At 47.2% G+C, this 23,687-nt stretch carries 21 protein-coding genes and 1 tRNA gene; all 22 read left to right on the top strand.

Annotated features, from left to right (window positions below):
* Positions 1-86 precede the first annotated feature (86 nt).
* The 22 genes from ndk to KU392_RS00005 all read left to right on the top strand — a co-directional run bounded on the left by ndk (position 87) and on the right by KU392_RS00005 (position 23,362).
* Positions 87-494 carry a nucleoside-diphosphate kinase gene (ndk, locus tag KU392_RS00110; RefSeq protein WP_169294770.1) on the top strand — a complete coding sequence of 136 codons (408 nt, stop codon included), beginning with the start codon at positions 87-89 and terminating at the stop codon, positions 492-494.
* A 48-nt stretch (positions 495-542) separates the two neighbouring features.
* Positions 543-1,688, top strand: coding sequence for a dual-specificity RNA methyltransferase RlmN (rlmN, locus tag KU392_RS00105; RefSeq protein WP_217734252.1), 1,146 nt, complete (start codon positions 543-545; stop codon positions 1,686-1,688).
* Positions 1,688-2,182, top strand: coding sequence for a helix-turn-helix domain-containing protein (locus KU392_RS00100; protein ID WP_217734251.1), 495 nt, complete (start codon positions 1,688-1,690; stop codon positions 2,180-2,182). The genes rlmN and KU392_RS00100 overlap by 1 nt, the downstream gene beginning before the upstream one ends.
* A 2-nt stretch (positions 2,183-2,184) precedes the next feature.
* Entirely contained in the window at positions 2,185-3,447 is a 1,263-nt protein-coding gene (ispG, locus tag KU392_RS00095) for a flavodoxin-dependent (E)-4-hydroxy-3-methylbut-2-enyl-diphosphate synthase (protein WP_169294767.1), read from the top strand.
* Between the two features lie 47 nt (positions 3,448-3,494).
* A complete protein-coding gene (hisS, locus tag KU392_RS00090) occupies positions 3,495-4,796 on the top strand; it encodes a histidine--tRNA ligase (RefSeq protein WP_169294766.1) in 1,302 nt (433 codons plus the stop codon).
* 8 nt (positions 4,797-4,804) lie between these two features.
* Entirely contained in the window at positions 4,805-5,446 is a 642-nt protein-coding gene (locus KU392_RS00085) for a YfgM family protein (RefSeq protein WP_169294765.1), read from the top strand.
* Between the two features lie 3 nt (positions 5,447-5,449).
* Positions 5,450-6,607: an outer membrane protein assembly factor BamB gene (gene bamB / locus KU392_RS00080; RefSeq protein ID WP_169294764.1), complete on the top strand. Its 1,158-nt coding sequence runs from the start codon at positions 5,450-5,452 to the stop codon at positions 6,605-6,607.
* Between the two features lie 5 nt (positions 6,608-6,612).
* Positions 6,613-8,022, top strand: coding sequence for a ribosome biogenesis GTPase Der (gene der, locus KU392_RS00075; protein ID WP_169294868.1), 1,410 nt, complete (start codon positions 6,613-6,615; stop codon positions 8,020-8,022).
* A 3-nt stretch (positions 8,023-8,025) separates the two neighbouring features.
* Positions 8,026-9,120 carry a histidinol-phosphate transaminase gene (gene hisC / locus KU392_RS00070; RefSeq protein ID WP_217734250.1) on the top strand — a complete coding sequence of 365 codons (1,095 nt, stop codon included), beginning with the start codon at positions 8,026-8,028 and terminating at the stop codon, positions 9,118-9,120.
* A gap of 116 nt (positions 9,121-9,236) precedes the next feature.
* A complete protein-coding gene (gene hfq / locus KU392_RS00065) occupies positions 9,237-9,473 on the top strand; it encodes an RNA chaperone Hfq (RefSeq protein WP_169294762.1) in 237 nt (78 codons plus the stop codon).
* Positions 9,474-9,545: 72 nt separating this feature from the next.
* Positions 9,546-10,643, top strand: coding sequence for a GTPase HflX (gene hflX / locus KU392_RS00060; protein ID WP_169294761.1), 1,098 nt, complete (start codon positions 9,546-9,548; stop codon positions 10,641-10,643).
* Complete coding sequence (hflK, locus tag KU392_RS00055; RefSeq protein WP_169294760.1) at positions 10,618-11,940, top strand: FtsH protease activity modulator HflK; 1,323 nt, start codon at positions 10,618-10,620, stop codon at positions 11,938-11,940. The genes hflX and hflK overlap by 26 nt, the downstream gene beginning before the upstream one ends.
* Before the next feature lie 12 nt (positions 11,941-11,952).
* Positions 11,953-12,843, top strand: a complete 891-nt coding sequence (hflC, locus tag KU392_RS00050) for a protease modulator HflC (RefSeq protein WP_169294759.1) — start codon at positions 11,953-11,955, stop codon at positions 12,841-12,843.
* 131 nt (positions 12,844-12,974) lie between these two features.
* The gene (locus tag KU392_RS00045; protein ID WP_169294758.1) at positions 12,975-14,141 is read left to right on the top strand and encodes an ATP phosphoribosyltransferase regulatory subunit; all 1,167 of its coding nucleotides are present in this window, start codon (positions 12,975-12,977) and stop codon (positions 14,139-14,141) included.
* A gap of 70 nt (positions 14,142-14,211) precedes the next feature.
* Positions 14,212-15,507 (top strand): adenylosuccinate synthase, encoded by a 1,296-nt coding sequence (locus KU392_RS00040; RefSeq protein WP_169294757.1) that lies wholly within the window; start codon positions 14,212-14,214, stop codon positions 15,505-15,507.
* Positions 15,508-15,524: 17 nt separating this feature from the next.
* Positions 15,525-16,070, top strand: a complete 546-nt coding sequence (locus KU392_RS00035; protein ID WP_169294756.1) for a phosphoribosyltransferase — start codon at positions 15,525-15,527, stop codon at positions 16,068-16,070.
* 233 nt (positions 16,071-16,303) lie between these two features.
* The gene (rpsU, locus tag KU392_RS00030) at positions 16,304-16,516 is read left to right on the top strand and encodes a 30S ribosomal protein S21 (RefSeq protein WP_169294755.1); all 213 of its coding nucleotides are present in this window, start codon (positions 16,304-16,306) and stop codon (positions 16,514-16,516) included.
* Entirely contained in the window at positions 16,513-18,444 is a 1,932-nt protein-coding gene (gene dnaG, locus KU392_RS00025) for a DNA primase (RefSeq protein WP_169294754.1), read from the top strand. Before rpsU ends, dnaG begins: the two co-directional genes overlap by 4 nt.
* Positions 18,445-18,563: 119 nt before the next feature.
* Positions 18,564-20,930, top strand: coding sequence for an RNA polymerase sigma factor RpoD (gene rpoD, locus KU392_RS00020; RefSeq protein WP_169294753.1), 2,367 nt, complete (start codon positions 18,564-18,566; stop codon positions 20,928-20,930).
* Between the two features lie 96 nt (positions 20,931-21,026).
* Positions 21,027-21,103 (top strand) — tRNA-Ile (locus KU392_RS00015).
* 300 nt (positions 21,104-21,403) lie between these two features.
* Positions 21,404-22,972 carry a bifunctional peptide-methionine (S)-S-oxide reductase MsrA/peptide-methionine (R)-S-oxide reductase MsrB gene (msrAB, locus tag KU392_RS00010; RefSeq protein ID WP_246587155.1) on the top strand — a complete coding sequence of 523 codons (1,569 nt, stop codon included), beginning with the start codon at positions 21,404-21,406 and terminating at the stop codon, positions 22,970-22,972.
* Between the two features lie 18 nt (positions 22,973-22,990).
* Positions 22,991-23,362 (top strand): rhodanese-like domain-containing protein, encoded by a 372-nt coding sequence (locus tag KU392_RS00005; RefSeq protein ID WP_169295692.1) that lies wholly within the window; start codon positions 22,991-22,993, stop codon positions 23,360-23,362.
* Positions 23,363-23,687 lie beyond the last annotated feature (325 nt).

Here is a 23,687-nt window from a genome sequence, read left to right as displayed (position 1 = left end):
TAGAAGGTACTTTTTGCATGTTAAAATGCCAAGTTGAGTAAAACTTACTTGAAGTTATTGTTTTTATTGAAATTTTGGAGTATTAAATGGCTGTAGAACGCACATTGTCTATTATCAAACCCGATGCGGTTGCAAAAAACGTGATTGGCGAGATCATTACCCGCTTTGAAAAAGCAGGTTTGAAAGTTGTTGAGGCACGTATGCAACAATTGACCCGTGAAGAAGCCGAAGGTTTTTACGCTGTTCACAAAGAGCGTCCTTTCTTCAATGATCTGGTTGGCTTCATGATTTCCGGTCCTGTATTTATTCAGGTCCTGGAAGGCGAAAACGCCATCCAGAAAAACCGTGACCTGATGGGTGCTACCGATCCTAAAAAAGCAGAGCCAGGTACCATTCGTGCCGACTTTGCCGACAGTATCGATGCAAACGCGGTTCATGGTTCAGACGCGCCTGAAACAGCAGCTGTTGAAATTGCCTATTTCTTTGGCAAGTAATCGGTAATTTTAAGATATAGAGTTTTGATATTGAATAAGGCTTACTCCATGACCGACCACATTAATCTCCTGGGCGTCCCGACCGATGCCCTCATTGACCTGGTGGGTCAGTGGGGGAGTAAGCCCTTTCGTGCAAAGCAGCTTCAGCGCTGGGTTCACCAGCGTGGAGTCAGCGAGTTCGGGCAAATGAGTGATCTTGCCAAAGATTTCCGTTCCCGGCTTGCCGGCTCCTGTTGCGTTCAGGCACCACCGGTCATTACGCAAAAAATATCCTCTGATGGCACCCGTAAATGGTTGTTCGATGTGGGTAATAATAATGCTATTGAAACGGTATTTATTCCTGAGGATGATCGTGGTACCTTGTGCATTTCAAGTCAGGCTGGTTGTACGGTTGCCTGCCGGTTTTGTTCCACCGGGCATCAGGGTTTTAACCGCAACTTAAGCACGGCAGAAATTATTGGCCAGTTATGGCACGCTCGCCGCGTTATCCAGCAAGACCTGCAGTCTGCCCGTATCGGTAATGCAGAAGCCCCTGAAGAAATTTCACGAGTCATCAGCAATGTTGTCATGATGGGCATGGGAGAACCTTTGCTTAATTATGATCAGGTCGTTCCGGCCCTTCAGATTATGCTTGACGACAATGCTTATGGTTTGTCACGCCGTCGTGTCACCGTATCAACATCCGGTGTGGTTCCCATGATGGATCGCTTGTCCCGGGACTGTCCTGTGGCACTGGCGGTTTCGCTTCATGCTCCCAATGATGCCTTGCGTGACCAATTGGTACCATTAAACAAAAAATACCCGTTGGCCGAATTGATTGCTTCATGCAACCGTTATCTGGAATTTGCCCCTCGTGATTTCATCACTTTTGAGTATGTCATGCTTGATGGTGTCAATGACACTGATGAGCATGCGCGCCAGTTGATTGAAATCACCAAGCAGGTTCGTTGCAAATTGAATCTCATCCCTTTTAATCCGTTTCCTGAATCGGGGCTGAAGCGCTCAAAATCTGCCCGGGTGCGTATATTCGCCAGTATCTTGATGGATGCCGGGGTCATTACAACCGTGCGTAAGACCAGGGGTGATGATATTGATGCTGCCTGTGGTCAGCTGGCTGGCGATGTCAAGGATAAAACCAAAATCAGCGCGCTTATGCAGGCCAGAAAATCCATTCCCATTATCGAGGTGCAGTAGTGACTCAATTGAATTCAGGTACGAGTGATGTGTCCGGTTCAGATTCCCTGGAAGATAAAAACCTGGGTTTGTTGTTAAAAGGACGGAGAGAAAGAAAAGGGCTGTCAGTCAACGATGTTTCGAATCAGATCAAATTTTCATCGGCTCAAATCATTTCGCTAGAGGCGCAGAACTGGTCTGCGTTGCCGCAAGGTTTTGTGTTAAAAGGTTTGGTGCGCAAATATGCCCGTTTTCTTGGGGAAGATGAGCAACAAATGCTTGATCTTCTGGCAAGGCAAAGTGGTGCCAATGTCAATAAGCAGGAAGTGACAAGCCTACAGTCAACGACCGATTTCAGCACCCATGAAGGGTATGAGTCAAGGCGTTCGGGTACGGGAACATGGATCTTTATCATCTTCCTGATCCTGGTTGTTATCGCTGTTTATGGATATAGCCGTGAATGGTTTACGCTTGAAGAAATCGGTTTGGAAAATCTCAGGAATTTATTTAGTTAATCATGTCCATTTGCCAAAATCCATTTCCTGTCGGACCCGCTGTCCGTCATCAGACCCGTCTGGTTAATGTTGCCTGGGGTTCTACGGTTGTGCCCATTGGCTCCAGTGCGCCTATTGTTGTTCAGTCAATGACCAATACCGACACGGCCGATCACATTGCCACAGCTATTCAGGTTAAAGAACTCGCCTTGGCGGGTTCCGAGATGGTGCGTATTACCGTCAACACCCCCGAGGCAGCACAGGCCGTGCCAGCCATTCGTGAACAACTTGATAAAATGGGTGTGCTGGTGCCGTTGGTGGGGGATTTTCATTACAACGGCCATAAATTGTTAACCCAATATCCCGAGTGTGCACAGGCGCTGTCCAAGTATCGCATCAACCCCGGTAATATGGGGGGCGGCAAAAAACGCGATGATAATTTTGCCCAAATGATCGAAGTTGCCTGTAAATATGAAAAACCGGTTCGTATCGGCGTGAACTGGGGTAGCCTCGATCACGAATTAATGGCCCGCATGATGGATGAGAACAATGCCAAGCCCGAGCCATGGGATGCGCAATCCCTCATGCGTGAGGCATTGGTTGTTTCGGCCATCAGTAATGCACAGCGGGCCGAGCAGCTGGGCATGCCTGGAGATGCGATTATCCTTTCCTGCAAGGTCAGTCATGTTCAGGATCTGATTTCCGTTTACCGGAATCTGGCCGGGCGTTGCAATTACCCCTTGCACCTGGGTCTTACGGAAGCCGGTATGGGCAGCAAAGGTATTGTGGCCTCAACAGCAGCTTTGGCCGTGCTCATGCAGGAAGGAATTGGCGATACCATTCGTATTTCGCTAACACCAGAACCGGGCGGTGATCGTTGTAAAGAGGTGGTTGTGGCCCAGGAAATACTGCAAAGTCTGGGGTTGCGGGCTTTTACGCCCATGGTGGTCGCATGTCCCGGTTGTGGCCGTACCAGCAGTACGGTATTCCAGGAACTGGCCGATAGCATCCAGTCTTATTTGCGTGATCAAATGCCGGTCTGGAAAACCAGGTATCCCGGAGTTGAGAATATGAACGTGGCCGTGATGGGGTGTGTGGTGAATGGCCCAGGTGAAAGTCGTCATGCTGATATTGGCATCAGTCTGCCCGGTACCGGTGAAGTGCCTTCCGCACCGGTTTTTATCGATGGAGAACGCACAGTAACCCTTAAGGGTGATAATATTGCAGCCGAGTTTCATGAAATTGTCCGTAACTATGTAGAACGTCGCTACGGTGTCCGTTCATAAAGCGTACAGTAAAAAAATAAATTATCTGAATAAAGAGATCCGTTTGTATGACTAAAACATTCCAAAAAGTTTCTGCAATACGTGGAATGAATGATATTTTGCCGGCTGAAAGCTGGCTTTGGGAAAAACTGGAAGCAACCATTCGTGAATGGTTGGCTCAATATGGTTATAACAATATCCGTACCCCCATTCTTGAGCAAACGCGTTTGTTTGCCCGTGGAATTGGTGAAGTGACCGACATCGTTGAGAAGGAAATGTATACCTTCAGCATGTCAAAAGATAAAACCGATGTGGGTGAAATGCTGACGATGCGGCCCGAGTTTACGGCAGGTATCGTACGTGCGGTGATTGAACATAACTTGCTTTATGATGCGCCCCAACGCCTTTTTTCAATGGGTCCGGTTTTTCGTCATGAGCGTCCGCAAAAGGGTCGTTATCGCCAGTTTCACCAGGTTTCCGTAGAAGCTATGGGCTATGCAGGCCCCGATATTGATGCCGAGCAAATCATCATGTTGGCCCGTTTGTGGAAAATCCTTGGCCTGACCGATGTTCGTCTTGAATTGAACTCTTTGGGTCAGCCCGAAGAGCGTCAGGCGCACAGGGAGGCCTTGGTTGCTCACCTGGAAAAACATAAGGAATTGCTGGATGAGGACGGTTTGCGTCGCATGTACAGCAATCCTTTACGTGTACTCGATACCAAGAATCCAGTCATGCAGGACATGGCCAATAATGCGCCCAAGCTGTTTGATTTTTTGAAAGAAGAGTCCTTGGCCCATTTCAATGAAATACGGGCCCGCCTTGATGAGGCAGGTATTGCTTACACTATTAATCCGCGTCTGGTGCGTGGTCTTGATTACTATAACCTGACGGTTTTTGAATGGGTCACCGATCGTCTGGGCGCCCAGGGGACCGTATGCGGTGGTGGTCGATATGACGGCCTGTTGTCCTTGCTCGGTGGCAAGCCTGCTCCTGCCATCGGTTTTGGCATTGGTATCGAGCGTTTGCTGGCACTGGTGATACAGGATAAAGAACTGGTTAAACCGGCTGAATGTGATGTATATTTCATTCACCAGGGACCAGAGGCTTCACGCCATGCCCAGGTGTTGGCCGAGCAATGCCGCGATGAGGGGATTCGTGTCATTGTGCATGCCGGTGCCGCCTCCTTCAAGGCACAGTTCAAACGCGCGGATAACAGTGGGGCACGGCTTGCTGCCATTCTGGGTGAAGATGAAGTGAAAAGCGGTACTATTGGCATTAAATCGTTGCGCGCCGCTGAAGGTGGTAATATTGCACCTCAGGTGACAGTACCTGTGGCAGCATTCATTAATGAATTAAAAAATAGGGTTTAAACAGAAGTATGGCTTTTGACTTAGAAGAACAGGAAAAAATTGATGCCCTGAGATCCTGGTGGGATCGTTGGGGTACGCCTATTATGTCGCTGGTTACAGTCATCATGCTGGCTTTTTTGGCCTGGTATGGCTGGCAATGGTACCAATCGAACCAGTCCAGGCAGGCCTTGGGATATTTTGAGGTTATACAAAGTGCATTGGTCAATGACGACAAGGCAGCGGCGACCCGGGTGCATGAGGCCAGTGCGATTTTACAGAAAGATTATGCCAAAACACCTTATGCAGGCAGGGCGGTGTTGCTGGCAGCCAGTTTTCTGGCAAATAACAAGCAGCCTGAAGCTGCCCAAGCCCAGCTTGAATGGCTGATTGGGCAGGCCGAAACCTTTCCGGATCTGGTTCCGGTTGCCCGTTTAAGAATGGCATCCCTGTTGGCAGATCAGGAAAAGTACGATGCTGCCTTATTGCAGTTGGCCAATCCGCCAGAGGCTTTCAAGGCCGTATTCCTGGATCGTACCGGTGATGTTCTGGTGGCGCAGGGGAAAACAAAAGAGGCTGTACAACAATGGAAAGCCGCGCTTGAGCAGCCAGATCTGGCCGCCGAATTTGTTCGTGCAGTTGAATTAAAATTAAGTGTGCTGGGTGGGGAATAATTTATGAAAAAAACGTGTCATCGTATTTTGTCAGGTTCTATGCTTGCGCTTGCCGTCGCTGCAACAGGGGGGTGCTCCCTCTTTAGCAACGAGTCGCGTTTTGAGCCGGTAGCGCTTACGGAATATCAACAACAAGTTACTGGCTTTACCGTTTGGTCGGCCAATGTCGGCTCAGGCAGTGGTTATGGTTTTGCGCCTGCCTTGGTGGGGAATTCGGTTTATGCGGCCACTCCGGATGGCTCTGTTGTCAAGGCAAACCTCTCCAATGGGTCAATCCAGTGGAGAACAAAACTGGACGAGGAGTTGGCTGCCGGTGTGGGTAGCGATGGCAATATTGCAGTTGTGACCACCACAAAAGGAAAAGTCATTGCCCTGGATGCATCGGGTAAAGAACTCTGGACAGCCAATGCCTCTACCATTGCCTCAACTCCTCCAGCTATTGGGGGTGGTTTGGTGATTGTGCGTGCCGATGACTATCGCGTGCAGGCCTTCAATGCGCAAAATGGCGAGCTGCAATGGAGCTATCTCAGAACGAATCCGGAAATGGCGCTCAAGGCAAACTCACGTATGCTGATTGATGGCAATCAGGTGCTGGTGGGTGTTCCAACCGGAAGACTGGTCTCTTTGGATTTGCAAACCGGTACACCTCGTTGGGATATTCTGGCGGCGACTATACAGGGGCCAACCGATCTTGACAGTGTGACTGATGTGGTGGGACAACCTTTGCTGTCGGGTAATGGTTTGTGTATTGCCACATACCAGGGGCGTGTGGGATGCTATGCCATTTCTGCCAATGGTGCACAGCCAGTCTGGAACCAACCGTTTTCAAGTGCTGTGGGTGTAGGCGCTGCCGGTAATTCTTTGTATGCAGCCAGTGTGCATGGTGAAGTGCGTGCCTATAATATTACGAATGGTCAGGAGTTATGGACAGATCAAACATTAACCAATCGCGGTTTGACCAATCCTGTCGTTTATGGCAACGTGGTTGCCACGGGTGATTACGAAGGCTATGTACACTTCTATTCGGCCGCCGATGGTACCCTTCTTGGGCGTGTTTCCGCAGGTAGCGGGCAGTCCATCGTTTCTCCCGTGACGGCAACCAATATCGGCATTTTGGTGCAAAATGGTTCCGGTAATTTAGTCATGCTTGGTGTTAAGTGAACAGAATTCAGTTTAAACCCGTTGTTGCCCTGGTGGGGCGACCTAATGTTGGCAAATCAACGCTTTTCAATCGCTTGACCCGTTCAAGGGCTGCGTTGGTTGCCGATTATTCCGGCCTTACCCGTGATCGTCATTATGGTGAAGGTCGTGTGGGTGATTATCCTTTTCTTGTCATTGATACCGGGGGTTTTGAGCCGGTGGCCAAGACTGGTATTCTGAAGGAAATGGCACGTCAAACCGAGCAGGCAATTGCCGAATCCGACGTGGTTATTTTTCTGGTGGATGCCCGTGCCGGTGTCAATGCGCATGATCATGAAATAGCGCGCATGTTGCGTCGTGCCGGTCCCAAGGTAGTGCTTGCGGTGAATAAAGCCGAGGGTATGAACAGTGGACAAGCCAGTGCCGAGTTCCACGAGCTTGGCCTGGGGACTCCTCATCCCATTTCATCGGCACACGGTGACGGTGTTGTTGCCCTGATCGAAGAGGCGCTGTCCCAGCTTGATAATCCTTATATTCAGGCCGTTCCTGCAGAGGATGATGTCGAGGTTCCCGAGCCTGAACTGGGGCAGGATGAGTCTGCTACCGAGGAAGAGGAAGTCTTTACCGATCATCGGATCAAGCTTGCCATTGTCGGTCGCCCCAATGTAGGTAAATCCACCCTCATCAATACATTGATGGGTGAAGAACGGGTCATCGCTTTCGATATGCCGGGTACTACACGGGATGCCATTGAGATTGATTTTGAGCGTAATGGCAAAAAATATACCTTGATTGATACGGCTGGTTTGCGTAAGCGTGGCAAAGTATTTGAGTCGGTTGAAAAGTTTTCCGTCATTAAAACATTGCAGGCTATTGAAGCCAGTAACGTCGTTCTGTTAATGCTTGATGCCCAGACTGAAATTTCCGAACAGGATGCCCATATTGCCGGTTTCATTCTCGAATCGGGTCGTGCGCTGGTGGTGGCCATCAACAAGTGGGATGGTCTTGATGCCGACAAGCGTGAATGGATACAGCGGGAGTTTGAGCGCAAATTGCGGTTCTTGTCGTTTGCCAAAATGCATACGATTTCTGCTCTTAAAGGGCAGGGTGTCAATGCGGTCCTTAAATCGGTCAACGAGGCCCATGCGGCCGCTTTCATCAAGCTGTCAACACCCAAACTGACCCGGGAACTGCATGCGGCAGTAGAGCAACAGCAGCCCCCTCGCAAAGGGATTTTCAGGCCTAAAATGCGTTATGCGCATCAGGGTGGACAAAACCCGCCGCTTATCATTGTTCATGGTAATGCTCTTGATGCCGTGCCCGATTCATACAAGCGCTATCTGGAATCCAGAATGCGCAAGGCTTTCAATTTGTCGGGAACACCTTTGCGAATAGAATTCAAGTCTTCTAAAAACCCATATAAACAGGCGGAGTAAAGCGTGAGTAAATTCTGGAGTGATTTCGTTCAGGAACTGAAGCCTTATGTTCCGGGAGAGCAGCCTAAAGACGGTGAGTACATCAAGCTCAATACCAATGAATCACCGTTCGATCCCTCTCCGGTAGTTATTGACGCGATTCGGCAGGAAGTCGAGGAAAATCTGCGTTTGTATCCAGATCCCGAATCAGATAGATTGCGTGAGGTAATCGGTCGTTACTACGATATTCCTGCTGACTTTGTCTTTCCGGGTAATGGTTCAGATGAAGTGCTGGCACATTTGTTTCATGCCTTGTTCAAACACAAGGGCAAGAAAATCCTGTTCCCGGATATAACCTACAGTTTTTATCGGGTGTATGCCAAATTGTATGACCTCGATTTTGAAGCTGTTGCATTAAACAGTCAATTTGAAATTGATATTAATGACTATATCAATGCTTCTTCCGAAGAAGTTTGCGGTATTATTTTTCCCAATCCGAATGCACCTACGGGGATTGCAGTCAGCCTGGAACAAATAGAGCAGTTATTGCAGGCGCAACCTGATATTGTGGTGGCCATTGATGAAGCTTATGTTGATTTCGGTGCGGATTCAGCCGTTAGCTTATTGGAAAAATACGATAACCTGATTGTGTTGCAAACTTTGTCAAAATCACGTTCATTGGCAGGTTTGCGGGTCGGGTTTGCCATGGCGCAGCCCCATTTGTTGCAGGCATTGGTCAGGGTTAAGAACAGTTTTAACTCTTACCCGCTGGACAGACTGGCCCAAGTAGGGGCGATTGCCGCCTTTGAGGACGATGCTTATTTTGAGCAAACCCGGCAAGAGATCATCACCTCACGTGAATTTGTCAGTCAGGAACTTGCCGGTTTGGGATTTGTGGTTTTGCCTTCAAAGACCAATTTTGTGTTTGTTTCGCATCCACAGATTGATGCTGCGGTATTAAGTGCCCAGTTGCGCCAGCATCTTGTTTTGGTTCGTCATTTTGACCAGAGTCGTATTTCCCAGTACCTGAGAATTACCATAGGAACCCGAAAACAATGTGAAGTATTAATAAAAACATTGTCTGAAATATTAACTTCAACTAATATTGGTTCTGAATAAAAAAATTACCGAAAATATGGGAATTTACTTATTAGGTGGTAAGTTGTTTAAAATGTCGGTAAAGTACTATTTTTATAAAATTCACCTATTAATAACATTAAAATGGAGCCTCGCCAATGAGCACTAAAGGGCAATCACTACAAGATCCTTTCTTGAATGCACTGCGTAAAGAGCATGTACCCGTATCAATTTATCTGGTCAACGGGATCAAATTACAAGGACAAATCGAATCTTTCGACCAATATGTGGTTTTACTAAGAAACACCGTTACCCAAATGGTTTACAAACACGCGATTTCCACTGTTGTTCCAGCTCGTGCTGTCAGTTTTCAGGTTGATGTTCCTGCTGAATAAGAATAAAAATCTTTTCGCGGAAACATGGCCCGCCAGGTTAGCCTGTGCGGGCATTTTCCTTTTTAGGGGTGTATGCGCGCATTAATTATCAGTGTAAATTTCGGTAAACCCGATTATCAGGCACATGCCGAAGAGTTTGAAATGCTGGCTAAAGGTGCAGGGGCAGAAGTTGTTGCCACTGTTGTCGCCAAACGTGACAAACCCGATGCGGCTTATTTTATTGGTTCAGGAAAACTGGAAGAGGCTGTTCAGCTGGCCCAGTCTTCTGATGTGGATATCATTTTGTTCGATCAGGCGCTTAGCCCGGCCCAGCAGCGAAATCTCGAGCGGGCATTTAATTTAAGAGTCGTTGATCGGGTGGCACTTATTCTTGATATATTTGCCCTGCGTGCCAAAAGCCATGAAGGTAAACTTCAGGTGGAGCTGGCGCAATTACAACATCTCATGACCCGGCTCACACGGATGTGGACCCACCTGGAACGTCAGCGGGGGGGTATAGGCATGCGTGGTCCGGGTGAGGCCCAGCTTGAAATGGACAAGCGGATGATTGGGGACAAGGTCAAGGTACTGCGGGAGCGGCTAAGCAAGGTCGAGCGGCAACGCACCACGCAGCGTCGTTCAAGGGCCAGGGGGGGGACCATGTCAGTTTCCCTGGTGGGGTATACCAACGCGGGCAAGTCAACGTTGTTCAATGCCCTGACCCGTGCTGGTGCCTATGCGGCAGACCAATTGTTTGCCACCCTTGATACAACGACAAGAAGGATATGGATTGAAGGCGCCGGTCAGGTGGTTGTTTCGGATACGGTAGGTTTCATTCGTGATCTGCCCACCACCCTGATTGCCGCTTTCAAGGCAACCCTTGAAGAAACGGTTCAGGCTGATTTGCTATTGCATGTTATTGATGCCTCCAGTCCGCAACGTGAAGAGCAGATTCTGGAAGTGAATAAAGTGCTTGAAGAGATCGGTGCTAAAGACATACCATGTATTCTTGTTTACAATAAGATCGATGCTGTGGGCTATGAACCAAAAATTGAACGAAACGAAGAGGGCAGAATAGTCCGCGTTTTTGTCAGTGCATTAGATCGAACCGGCTTGGACGGATTGCGCGGGGCAATCGCTGAAGCCAAAGAAATAATAGGAAATAATGTTGCGAGTCTCAAAAATATTTAACTTGAACGATCCGGGTTGGGGTCGTGGTAATCAAAATGGTTCAGGCCAGAATGAACCGCCAAAACGTCCCACCAATCAGGGTGACGGACCACCTGATCTTGATCAGGTATGGGCGGATTTCAATAATCGGATCAAGAGCGTGTTTGGTAATAAAAAAGGCGGTGGCGGCGGCTTTGGCAAGCCCCCTCGTGCCGGTGGCTTCAATCCTTCTCCCAAAGCGGCCAAATTTGGTATTGTTTTTATTGTCATTGTTGCCTTGTTGCTTTGGCTGGCCAGCGGTTTTTATATCGTTCGGGAAGGTCAGGTAGGGGTGGTCACGCAATTTGGAAAATACCTTAAAACGGTTCAGCCTGGCTTCCAATGGCATATCCCCCGGCCTGTGCAAAACGTTGAATTGGTTGATATCGCGAGTGTCCGTTCTTTCTCGGTGGGTTATCGCGATAATTCACGCAATAAGGTTTTGCCCGAGGCCTTGATGCTGACTGAAGACGAAAATATCGTTGATGTGCAGTTTGATGTCCAGTATCGTCTCAAGGCGGAAATGCCACTTGAGACCGGTGAATACAGCCCTGCTGCTGACTATATTTTCCGTCTGGTTTCTCCGGATGAATCGGTGCGTCAGGCGGCAGAAACGGCCATGCGTGAAGTGGTTGGCAAGCAGTCAATGAATAAAATCCTGTATGAAAGCCGTACAGCAGCCGCCATGGATGTCATGAGGTTAATGCAGCAAATTCTTGATCGTTACCAGTCTGGCATAGAGGTCACCACGGTGGCGATTCAAAACGTGCAGCCTCCCGAGCAGGTTCAGGCCGCATTCGAGGATGCCATCAAGGCAGGGCAGGATAACGAACGGCAGAAAAACGAAGGTAACGCCTATGCCAGCAAGGTTATACCCGAGGCACGTGGTCAGGCCTCACGTATGCTGCAAGATGCGGAAGGTTACCGTGCAACAGTGGTTGGTCAGGCCCAGGGTCAGGCAGCCCGTTTTGAAAGCATAGAAAAGGAATACGCGAAAGCACCGGAAATTACACGTGAACGCATGTATATTTCCACCTTGGAAGATGTCTTTAAAAATGCCTCCAAAGTGATGGTAGACACTGAGGGCGGCAATAATATGATGTATCTGCCTATCGACAAATTGATTGAGCAAACATCCAGTGCAACATCGGCGCCAGCTGCAACATCGGTGCCATCCAGTGCTGTTACTTCCTCCAGCAATCCCGCGTCAGTCTCTGGCAATGATGTCAGTGCAGCATCACGGAATCGTTTATCCCGTGATAACTTCGATCGTCGCTAGGAGGTAGGTAAAATGAATCGTAATACTGTCGTAGGTATCGTGCTTTTTGTGGCGGCTCTTTTGTTGTCGTCATCCATTTTTATTGTTTCCGAGCGAAACTATGCACTGGTGTTCAAGTTGGGTGAATGGCAACGCACCATCCAGGAACCCGGTCTTTATTTCAAGCTTCCAACACCACTGGAAAATGTGGTTTATCTTGATAAAAGGATCCAGACTATCGAGTCCGGAGATACCGAAAGAATTCAGACTTCGGAAAAGAAAAACCTGATCATCGATTCTTATATCAAGTGGCGTATTTCAAATCCGTTGCAGTTCTATGTGTCTTTTGGTGACAGCACTTATGCGGCCCAGAATCGTCTGGGCGCGCAAATTCGCGATGCCCTGAACGCATCAGTCAACACCCGTACGGTTCGCGCTGTTATATCTCAGGAGCGTGATGTGGTAATGGCCGAGATCCTGAATAATGTGGAAGAGCGTGCCAAGCCTTTGGGGATTCAGGTGGTTGATGTTCGCCTGAAACGTATTGAGTTTTCGCAGGAGGTGTCTGACTCCGTGTATTCAAGGATGCAGGCAGAGCGCAAGCAAGAGGCAAACAGCTTGCGGGCCAATGGTGCTGCTGAAAGCGAGAGAATTCGTGCCGAGGCTGATCGTAAGGTTCAGGAAGAGCTTGCACAGGCTAATGCCAAGGCCCAGGCCATTCGTGGTGAGGGGGATGCCGAGGCAGCCAGAATTTACGCTGATGCTTATGGAAAGAATTCTGATTTCTACAGTTTTTTCAATAGCATGAATGCCTATAAATCCATTTTCGGCTCCAAAAAGGATTTATTGGTTGTTGATCCAAACTCTGATTTCTTCCGTTTCTTCAAGCAAGCAGATGGAAATGTGTCGACCAGCACACAATAAATTGAAAAACGGGTTTATTTGCTGAACTTATGCTTAATTAGTTGTACAATGCCGTGTAAGTTCAGAAACTATTCCTAAATGCGGCTCGCATTGCTTACGCAATGAGCCGCATTTTTATTTGATAAATTGCCATGACAACAAGTAACTGGTTATTGCCCGAACACTTGTCGGATATTCTCCCGGCAGAGGCGCGGCGTATTGAAGAGCTGCGACGTAAATTACTAGATCTTTACCGTACCTACGGTTTTGAAATGGTTGCGCCGCCGTTAATTGAATATACCGATTCACTCTTGGCTGCAAAGGGTCTTGATTTGCAATTGCGTACCTGTAAATTGGTAGACCAGCTGTCTGGCCGCACCATGGGTTTGCGGGCAGACATGACGCCGCAGGTAACCCGCATTGATGCGCATTTACTGAATCGTGAGGGTGTTACACGCCTTTGTTATTGCGGCAGCGTCATTCATGCGCGCCCATCCGGTTTGCTGTCTGATCGCGAACTGCTGCAAATTGGGGCGGAAATTTATGGTCACGCCGGCTTCGAGGCGGATTTGCAAATTATTCAGTTGGCCCTTGAAAGCCTTGAAATGGCTGGTGTCAAAAAGCCGCGCATAGATCTGAATCATCCCAATGTTTCCCGTGTTCTGGTGGATTCCGTGCCATCACTTGCCGAGCGTGCCAGCGAGATCTTCTCTTTGCTTAACGACAAGGATGTACCAAGCCTGAAAGAACTGCTTGATGGATGTCAGGATGTACCACAAGATATTGCCAATGCGCTGATCTTGTTGCCAAGCCTGTATGGCTCCATCAATGTGCTCGATGAGGCCCAGGAAAGGTTGCCTGATTTGCCGGGTATTCGTCAGGCTTTAGAGTCTTTGCGTGAGCTGGTCGGTGCTCTGGATAATGCTTGTGTGGGTATTGATTTGGCTGATGTTCGTGGTTACGATTATCACTCGGGCGTCAGTTTTGCTATTTTTGCACCAGGCTGGCATGATGCCATCGTGCGCGGTGGTCGTTATGATAACGTAGGTAAGGTTTTTGGCAGGGCGCGTCCTGCAACCGGCTTCAGTCTCGACTTGCGCAAGGTTTCAGCGGGTCTTTCACCTGCGCAGCCTTCAAGGGCCATCAAGGCACCGTGGGGGCTCGATGTGAATCTGGTTGATCGGATTCGTGAATTGCGCAATCAGGGGCATGTGGTAGTACAGATTTTTCCAAATAGCACGCAAAGTATTGATGAATTCATTTTTGAAAGTGAGTTGGTCTATAGTGAGGGCGACTGGGTACTGGAAAGTATTCAGTAAAATCAGGTCTTGACCGGGGCATTTTTGCCGGCAAGTGACGAACGATGTATTTTTATTTATATGATTTAATATGAGCAAGAACGTAGTTGTTATCGGTACCCAATGGGGTGATGAAGGCAAGGGAAAAATTGTTGACTGGCTGGCCGAATCTGCGCAAGGCGTTGTGCGTTTCCAGGGTGGTCACAATGCAGGTCATACCTTGTGGATTAATGGTAAAAAAACTGTTTTGCGTCTGATTCCATCCGGCATTATGCATCCCAGCGTTACGTGTTATATCGGTAATGGTGTCGTGCTGTCTCCCGAGGCTTTGCTAAAAGAAATCGAAGAGTTGGAAAGCGCAGGTCTGGATGTTCGTTCACGCCTGAAAATTTCAGAAGCATGTCCCTTGATCCTGCCTTATCACGTTGCTGTTGATCAGGCACGTGAAGCGAAAAAAGGCGAGAACAAGATTGGCACAACCGGCCGTGGTATCGGTCCTGCGTATGAGGACAAAGTTGCCCGTCGTGCATTGCGTGTACAGGATCTTTATAATCCTGCCCTGTTCGATGCAAAATTGCACGAGGTGCTTGAATATCATAACTTCATTCTGACCCAGCATCTGGGTGCGGAGCCGATCTCTTTTGATGAGGTCAAGGCACAGGCCATGGCCCTGGCTCCCATTATCGAGCCAATGGTTGCGGATGTTTCTGCTTTGCTGTATCAGGCTCAAAAAGAAGGCCAAAGGCTGCTGTTTGAAGGTGCTCAAGGTGCCTTGCTGGATATTGATCATGGTACTTATCCTTTTGTTACCAGCAGCAACTGTCTGGCTGGTGCAGCCTCAGCGGGGGCGGGTGTGGGTCCGCAGCGCCTGAATTATGTTCTGGGTATTACCAAAGCATACACAACCCGTGTGGGTTCAGGTCCTTTCCCAACCGAACTTAATAATGAGATAGGTGCCCACATTGCCAAAGTCGGTAACGAATTTGGTGCGGTAACCGGTCGTCCACGCCGTTGTGGCTGGTTTGACGGGGCAGCCCTCAAGCGTTCGGTTATTGTTAACGGTATATCCGGTTTATGCGTTACCAAACTTGATGTTCTTGATGGTATCGAAAGCATTGGTTTGTGTGTGGGCTATCATATTGATGGCCAAAGAGTGGATCTCCTTCCTTACGGAGCGCATAAAGTTGCCAAGGCTGAGCCTGTCATTGAAATGATGCCGGGCTGGAATGACTCAACAGTTGGTGTCAAAGAGTACGGGCAGTTGCCTGAAAATGCCCGTCGTTTCCTTGATCGTGTTGCTGAGATTTGCGAAGTGCCTATTGATATGATTTCAACCGGTCCCGATCGTATGGAAACCATTCTTCGTCGTCACCCATTCCAGGACTAACCAATACAGGTGAATATATGTCATTGCCAGCAAGTACAGATAGCGATTTATGGGTCAGTTGGGATGAGTATCATCACCTGGTTGAAAGGCTGGGTCTGATTGTATACAAATCAGGCTGGAAATTTGATAGTATTGTTTGTCTTGCTCGCGGTGGTGTACGCGTGGGTGATGTGCTTTCCCGTGTGTTTGATGTTCCTTTGGGTATTTTGGCCACCAGCAGTTACCGCGAGGCTGCTGGTACGGTTCAGGGGCAGCTGGATATCGCCCAATTTATCACCATCACGAAAGGCACCCTTGAGGGGCGTGTTTTGCTGGTGGATGATATGGTGGACACGGGGCTTACTTTTAGCAAGGTGCAAGAGCATTTATTAAAGCAGTTTCCCAGCATTATCGAATTGCGTTCGGCGGTTTTGTGGTGGAAAGGTCACGCTAAGGTTGAACCCGACTACTATGTTGATAAATTGCCTACAAACCCCTGGATTCACCAGCCTTTCGAGGATTATGACAGTTTAAGGCCACACCAATTGGAAGCTTGGGTTAGAAAAGGTGTGGAAAATAACTAATTTATGTTATAATCCTGGATTACTTCAGTTTTTAGTTGGTCTAGCCGGAAAACGGCAAGGCTAATGAAACGCAAGGTTTTAGTTGGGAATAGATAAGATCATAACCATGGCGTGAAGTTGATACAGCGAAATCCCAAACTTGGCATAGCTGGTCAACAAGCGTTATGTGATTTTATTTATTTACCGGGCTAATTTTTATTTACCATTAACTGAGCTTAATTGCTTTCATATACATGCCACAAGTAAGATTAAAAGAGAATGAGCCATTCGAGGCTGCATTGCGTCGCTTCAAGCGCACTATTGAAAAAACCGGTTTATTGACAGAATTGCGTTCACGCGAATTCTACGAGAAACCAACAGCAGAGCGCAAGCGTAAACACGCCGCTGCTGTTAAGCGTCACTACAAACGCATTCGTAGTCAGCAACTGCCTCCACGCTTATATTGATTCCTGAAAGTTTTATTCAGGATTTGCTGGCCCGTGTCGATATCGTCGATGTGGTTGGCAAGTATGTTCAGTTAAGAAAGGGCGGGGCCAATTTACTTGGTCTGTGCCCCTTTCATAACGAAAAATCTCCTTCATTTACGGTTAGTCCCACCAAGCAGTTTTATCATTGTTTTGGTTGCGGGGCTCATGGTACCGCCATTTCTTTCCTTATTGAACATACCGGCGCCAGCTTTCCGGAAGCGGTCCGATCCCTTGCGGGTTCGGTGGGCCTAGTTGTGCCCGAAGAACAGCGTACGGCTTTCCAGCAAAAGCAAGTCAAACAAAAACAGACAGAAACCATGCTGCATCAGCAAGTGCTGGAGAAGGCGCATGGCTTTTACTTGTCTCAGCTAAAAAGCAGCCCCCAGGCTATTGCCTATTTAAAACAACGTGGTCTAAGCGGTCAAACGGCCAAGCGTTTCGGCTTGGGATGGTCCGGTACTAACCGGCAGGGGCTTAAAGCGGTTTTTGCCAATTACGAAGCGCCGATTTTGCTTGAGTCCGGTCTCGTTATTGAGTCAGAAGACGGACGTCGTTACGATCGCTTTCGTGAGCGGATCATGTTTCCTATTTTCAATGCAAAAGGGAAATTGATTGGCTTTGGTGGGCGTATCATTGGCAAGGGTGAGCCCAAATACCTTAATTCACCTGAAACGCCTGTTTTTTCCAAGGGCCAGGAATTATACGGCTTGTGGGAAAACCGTCAGGGAATCCGTGCGGAAGGATTTGTTCTGGTGGTTGAGGGTTACATGGATGTGGTTGGCCTGTCAGAGCAGGGTATGCATAATGCGGTGGCTACCCTGGGTACGGCAACTACGCCTCAGCATATTCAGAAGCTGATTCGGGCAAGTGATCGGATTGTTTTCAGCTTTGATGGTGATAATGCGGGCAAGAAGGCAGCCTGGCGAGCACTGCAAACCTGTCTGCCGTTGTTGCGCGATGACGTTTCCATCCGGTTTTTGTTTTTGCCGGCTGAGCATGATCCTGATTCTTATATTCGAGAATTTGGTGCTGATGTTTTCCGGGAAAAAGTGCAGGAATCCATGGCCTTGTCTTCATTTATGTTGCAAACACTGGCAGAGCGCCATCCCTTAAATGAGGCAGAGGGCAGGGCGGCATGTTTGCATGAGGCAAGGCCTTTGATGGTGCAAATCCCCGAGTCTGGTATTAAAACCCAGATAGGGCATGATTTCGCCAGGCTTGTTTCGCTCACTTCCGAAGAGTTGCTTAAAGATCTTGCGCTTTACCAGGCAGAAGTGGCAGCGCGTACTTCATTGGTGATGCAGCCTCAGGCTGCTGTGCATAATCCTGTCATGCCTTCTGGTTCAGTCCTGCCTTCGTTTGATCCCTTTGTTTTTGATGGGTTCCATACTGATGATGCGGTGCCATTTGAAGACTTTTCTCTGGCGCAGCCTAAGAAAACAAAGCCTTTTGCCAGTAATGCCAAAAATAATTCTGGCAAGCAGGTAACGCCTTTGGCTAAAAGATTGTTGCGATTATTGGCCATGCATCCTGCGTTGGTGGATCAAATTGCAGATCAGCAACTTGAAGTTTTAAGTCATAGCCCCCATCTAGGACTGGTACGTGAGTTTATTTCATTGGCTATTTCAAGTGGTGCAAGGCATATGGGAGCGTTGTTGCAGGCTGCTGACGAAGGCTCAGACCTGCATGCCTTTTTGTCTTCCATTTCAGTGGAAATCATGGATATGGAAGAGTTGCCGCATCCGGTTGATGAGTGGAATGACGCTTTACAGCGCATTGAAATGGAGGCCTTACGCAATGAACAGGCTAAGCTGGTTCGGGAAGGATTGAATTCCGAATTGGCACGCCAACGTTACAAGGCATTGAATAAACGTATTTTATTATTGGGTCGTGTGGTAAAACGATAAATGATGTACAATATACGGTTGTTCATGCTTTTTCGCCAATTCTAATTTATAGCTTTTTTTATAAAAAATTCATAAGTTAGTGTTGTTTTGTGGTTGTTTTGTCACTTTCGGAATCTAAAATGATCAAAGACAGTAGTAAGCCAACTTCTACCAAGACAGCAGTAAAAAAAACAGCAACAAAAACGGTAAGCAAGAGTTCAACCAAGGCAAAGCTTGACACAAAAAGCATAATCAAACCAGAATCTTCAGCATCCAAGTCCGTGAAGCAGGCAAATGTCCCATCAGAACAGCGGCTTCAGGATGATGCATCCCTATCTTCAAAAGTAGTTAATAAGGCAGCAAGTAATACGGTGGCTAAATCAATTAAAGACACAACGACAAAGACTCGTGTTTCCAGTAAAAATCTTGACACAGATGATTCGCTGAATGATTTTGATGACGATTTTCTGGATGATGACGAACTCTCAGGTAAAAGAACCAAGGCATCGGCTTCAAGTGGCCGTAAGCCTGGGCGCCCATCAAAACCCAAAAATGACGAGGATGATTTTCTTGATACGGGTGATGAAGAAGCGGAAGATGTTCCTGAGCTTAAGCCTGTAAAACGTGGAAAACGTGGTAAAGACGCCAAAGACGTTGTTACGGGTGGAGCGCGTGGGCCTTTTTCTGCAGAAGAACTTGAGGCTCGCCGTAACCGACTCAAGCAACTTATCAAGCTGGGTAAGGATCGCGGCTACCTGACCTACAGTGAAATCAATGACCAATTACCCGATGATCTGGTCGATGCCGAAGCAATCGACGGCATTATCAGCACCTTCGGTGATATGGGTATTTCTGTCTATGACCAGGCGCCAGATGCCGAGGCGTTGCTCTTGAACGACAACGCGACCATGGCCTCAGCAGATGATGATGTTGAAGATGAGGCGGAAGCGGCATTAACTACGGTTGACTCCGACTTTGGTCGTACGACTGATCCTGTTCGTATGTATATGCGGGAAATGGGAACGGTAGAGCTGCTGACCAGAGAAGGTGAGATTGAAATCGCCAAGCGAATTGAAGATGGCCTTAAGCATATGGTCATGGCAATTGCCGCTTGTCCCACAACGATCAAGGAAATCCTGAATCATATCCAGCGCGTCCGTGATGGCCAGGCTCAAATTGATGAGGTCGTTGATGGCTTGCTGTCTGAGGATGGTGAAGAGTACGCAGGCTCAGGGGTGGTCGAGGAAAACGAGGAAGACGTGCCAGCGGGTGGTATGAGCAGCAGGCAGATTGAGACTTTGCGTGATGAGGCGTTGGCCAAATTCGACATCGTTGAACACTGGTTTGGCAAAATGAAAACCATCTACGAAGAGGGAGGTTACAAATCGCCCGCGTATATGGAAGCCAAGCAGGCTATCCTTGATGAGCTGATCGGGGTGCGCTTTACCGCTAAAATGGTAGAACGTTTGGCTGACTCCCTGCGCACGCAGGTTGAAGAGGTTCGCGCCCTTGAACGCACCATTTTGCACACTTGTATTGATCGTGTAGGTATGCCACGTGCTTATTTTATCAAGGTGTTTCCAGGTAATGAAACCAATCTTGATTGGGTTCACCAGGAAGTGGCAAAAAAACCTGCTTATGCAGCTACGCTAGAGCGGTCAATTCCTGATATCCACGAGATCCAGCAAAAACTTATCGACCTTGAAACGGCCGTTATCCTGCCAATCAAGGATCTGAAAGAAGTTAACAAGCGCATGGTTACAGGTGAAGCCAAGGCCAAGAAAGCCAAGCGTGAAATGATCGAGGCCAACTTGCGTCTGGTGATTTCAATTGCCAAGAAATATACCAACCGCGGCCTGCAATTCCTGGATCTTATCCAGGAGGGCAATATTGGTCTTATGAAAGCCGTTGATAAATTCGAGTATCGCCGTGGCTATAAGTTTTCTACCTATGCTACATGGTGGATTCGCCAGGCAATTACCCGTTCTATCGCAGACCAGGCCCGTACGATCCGTATCCCGGTTCATATGATTGAAACCATCAATAAAATGAATCGTATCAATCGTCAGATTTTGCAAGAGACTGGTGTAGAACCCGATCCGGCAACCTTGGCCCAGAAAATGGATATGCCAGAGGATAAAATTCGCAAGATCCTTAAAATTGCCAAAGAGCCCATTTCCATGGAAACGCCTATTGGTGATGATGATGATTCTCACCTGGGTGATTTCATTGAGGACGGTGCAACCTTGGCTCCTTCCGATTCAGCGTTATATGGTTCAATGCGCGATGCCTTTAAGGAAGTGCTTGATTCGTTGACACCACGCGAAGCAAAAGTGTTAAGGATGCGTTTTGGTATTGGAATCAGTTCAGATCAGACGCTTGAAGAGGTGGGTAAGCAATTTGACGTTACTCGTGAGCGTATTCGTCAGATTGAGGCAAAAGCCTTAAGGAAGTTGCGTCACCCAAGTCGGGCTGATAAACTTAAAAGCTTCCTTGAAAATCAGTAATAAGTGTGGTTTAATACTGATTTTTCTGAATGTGATAAGTCATTCGGAGAAGTTGATGCAAAAGTAAGGTAAAAGGACTCATAATCCTTTGCTTGTCCCCCTGTAGCTCAGTTGGTTAGAGCAGAGGACTCATAATCCTTTGGTCACTGGTTCGAGTCCAGTCGGGGGGACCAATAAAACGCTTTGTATTCAATAAATTAGCCGCTTTTATAGCGGCTTTTTTATTGCCTGCAATGGTTAAAAATGTTGTATAAATGCATCGTTAACCAGGTTATCTGGCCCTTGTTGAGCAGTGGTTTGTATTTGGTTTTTATCAAGACGTTTCTGGGTTCAGTCAGTATTAATAAAAATAAACACCAGCTGGAATCATTTAGTTGCAATCAATAGTAAAAAACTGACTGTTTTTTTGAACGACTGATAAGAAAGTTGATCCTATTTAAAGGATCTTATTTTAATTTTTTCAGGGTTCAATCATGAAACTCAGGCAATGTGATTCTGCAAGAGTGTTTTTATGGGGTTTTTTAATATTGTGGATGGCAATATTATTTGCGGGTACAGGCAAGGCTTATGCAAATGAAACCGCTGGATTGCAGCAATTATTGACATTGCAAGATGGAAAAGGGCAACAGGCAAAAAAATGGATACAGGAAGGGCGTCCCACATTGGTAAAGCTTTGGGCAAGTTGGTGCCCCTTATGCTTGTCTGAGTTGGAGGCGACCCAGGCTTGGACGCAAGATAATGCTTTTGAAAATATTAATCTTGTTTCTGTTGTTTCGCCCGGGATGCTGGGGGAAAAATCCTTGGCGGATTTCAATGAGTGGTATGCCGGGTTGAATTACCCTAATCTTCCAGTGCTCCTGGATCCTGAAGGCAAGACAATCAAGAATGCCAGTGTTGCCGTCTATCCCAGTTGGCTTTTATTTGATAAAAACAAACAATTGGTTCGTGTTGTTAAAGGTAGTTTGCATAAGGATCAGGCACTTGTTTTAGTACAAGACCCTAAGTCTGATTTGAAAAAAGTCCTTCAGTCGTTTTACAAACCAGCTAAAGATACGGCTTCAATAACCATGAATCAGAAAACCATTTATCTGGCAGGTGGTTGTTTCTGGGGTGTTGAGGCTTATTTTGAACGTATTCCCGGTGTGATTGATGCGGTTTCCGGTTATGCCAACGGCCGTACAGAAAACCCAAGTTATGAAGATGTCATTTTCAGGCAAGCCGGTCATGCCGAAACGGTTAAAGTCACTTACGATGCCGACCGTTTGGGTTTGTCCGATATTCTTGAGTATTATTTTCGAGTTATTGATCCTACCAGCTTGAATAAGCAAGGTAATGATCGTGGAACACAATATCGTACCGGGGTGTATTTTACCGATCCTGCTGAAAAATCCATTATTCAGACTGCATTGGATGAGGAACAGAAAAAATATCGCAAGACTTTGGTTGTGGAAAACCAGCCTTTAGTGCATTTTTATGATGCCGAAGAATATCATCAGGATTATCTGGCAAAAAATCCCAACGGTTATTGTCATATTGACTTAAGCAAGGCGGAGATACCGTTAAAAAAACAGATTTCAGCAAATAAAGAGGGTAGTTGGAAAAACTTTACGAAGCCAAGTGACAAAGTGTTGCGTGATCGTCTGAGCCAAGAACAGTATCGAATTACTCAACAAAACGGAACTGAGTATGCTTTCAGCCATGCTTATGATAATTTGTTTGAACCGGGAATATATGTGGATATTGTCAGTAATGAACCTTTGTTCAGTTCCAGGGATAAATATGATTCGGGCTGTGGCTGGCCAAGTTTCACCAAACCAATAGATGAGAATGCAGTTACCAGGCATAAAGACCTTAGCTACAACATGCAACGTATAGAGGTAAGAAGTCGTATTGCCAACTCTCATCTGGGGCATGTTTTTCCTGACGGTCCAAAGGACCGGGGTGGGTTACGTTATTGCATAAACGGTGCCAGTCTGCGTTTTATTCCCTTGGGGAAAATGCAAGCTGAGGGTTATGGCAGTCTGGTCGAATTGGTTAAATAACAAAGAAAGGTGCAAGTGATGACAGGATTTAAAAACCTTATATGCGGGACTGTTTTTTTATTGAGTCTTGGTGCGGGAACATATGTATATGCCCAAATAGAGGAAGTGGGTTTGCAGCAAACTTCAGAGCAGGCAGCTGTTTGGATTGATGTGCGCACACCAGCTGAATATGCGAGCGGTCATCGGGCTGATGCGATAAATATTGAATACCAAAATCTTGGTTCGGCAATTATGTCCATAGCGCCTAATAAGGATGTGCCAATTAATTTATATTGCAGAAGTGGTCGCCGTTCAGAAATTGCCAGACAAACATTGCTGGATATGGGATACACAAATGTGATTAATCAAGGTGCTTATGAAAGTGTAAAAAAAACACTTACAAAGAATTGAAGGGCAAGCGTGTGTGTTGATGACGGTGTGAGTGTTCGTTTATTTGTTTGTGTTGTAAATTGGCACACGGTATTTTTATGGTTCAACCGTGGGTGCTGGCAGCCAGGTATGCCATTAATTGGGCAAAGACAGAAAAAAAATCGTCATATTGATCCTTGATGGCAAAGAGGATATGGCAGGCAGTTAAAAATGCCGGCCCTGGTTGTGGTGTAAAAACACAACAAATTATTGTTTTTGACGTTTCCTTATAAATCAAATAGATAGATGATTTTGTGGTTTTTGGGTAAATAAAAAACGTTCAAACTCTTGCGGGAAATGAAAACGT

The organism is Advenella alkanexedens, assembly GCF_019132845.1.
GTDB lineage: Bacteria > Pseudomonadota > Gammaproteobacteria > Burkholderiales > Burkholderiaceae_B > Advenella > Advenella alkanexedens.
The sequence above is the reverse complement of the archived record's forward strand: the minus strand, read 5'-3'. Positions and strand labels throughout refer to the sequence as shown.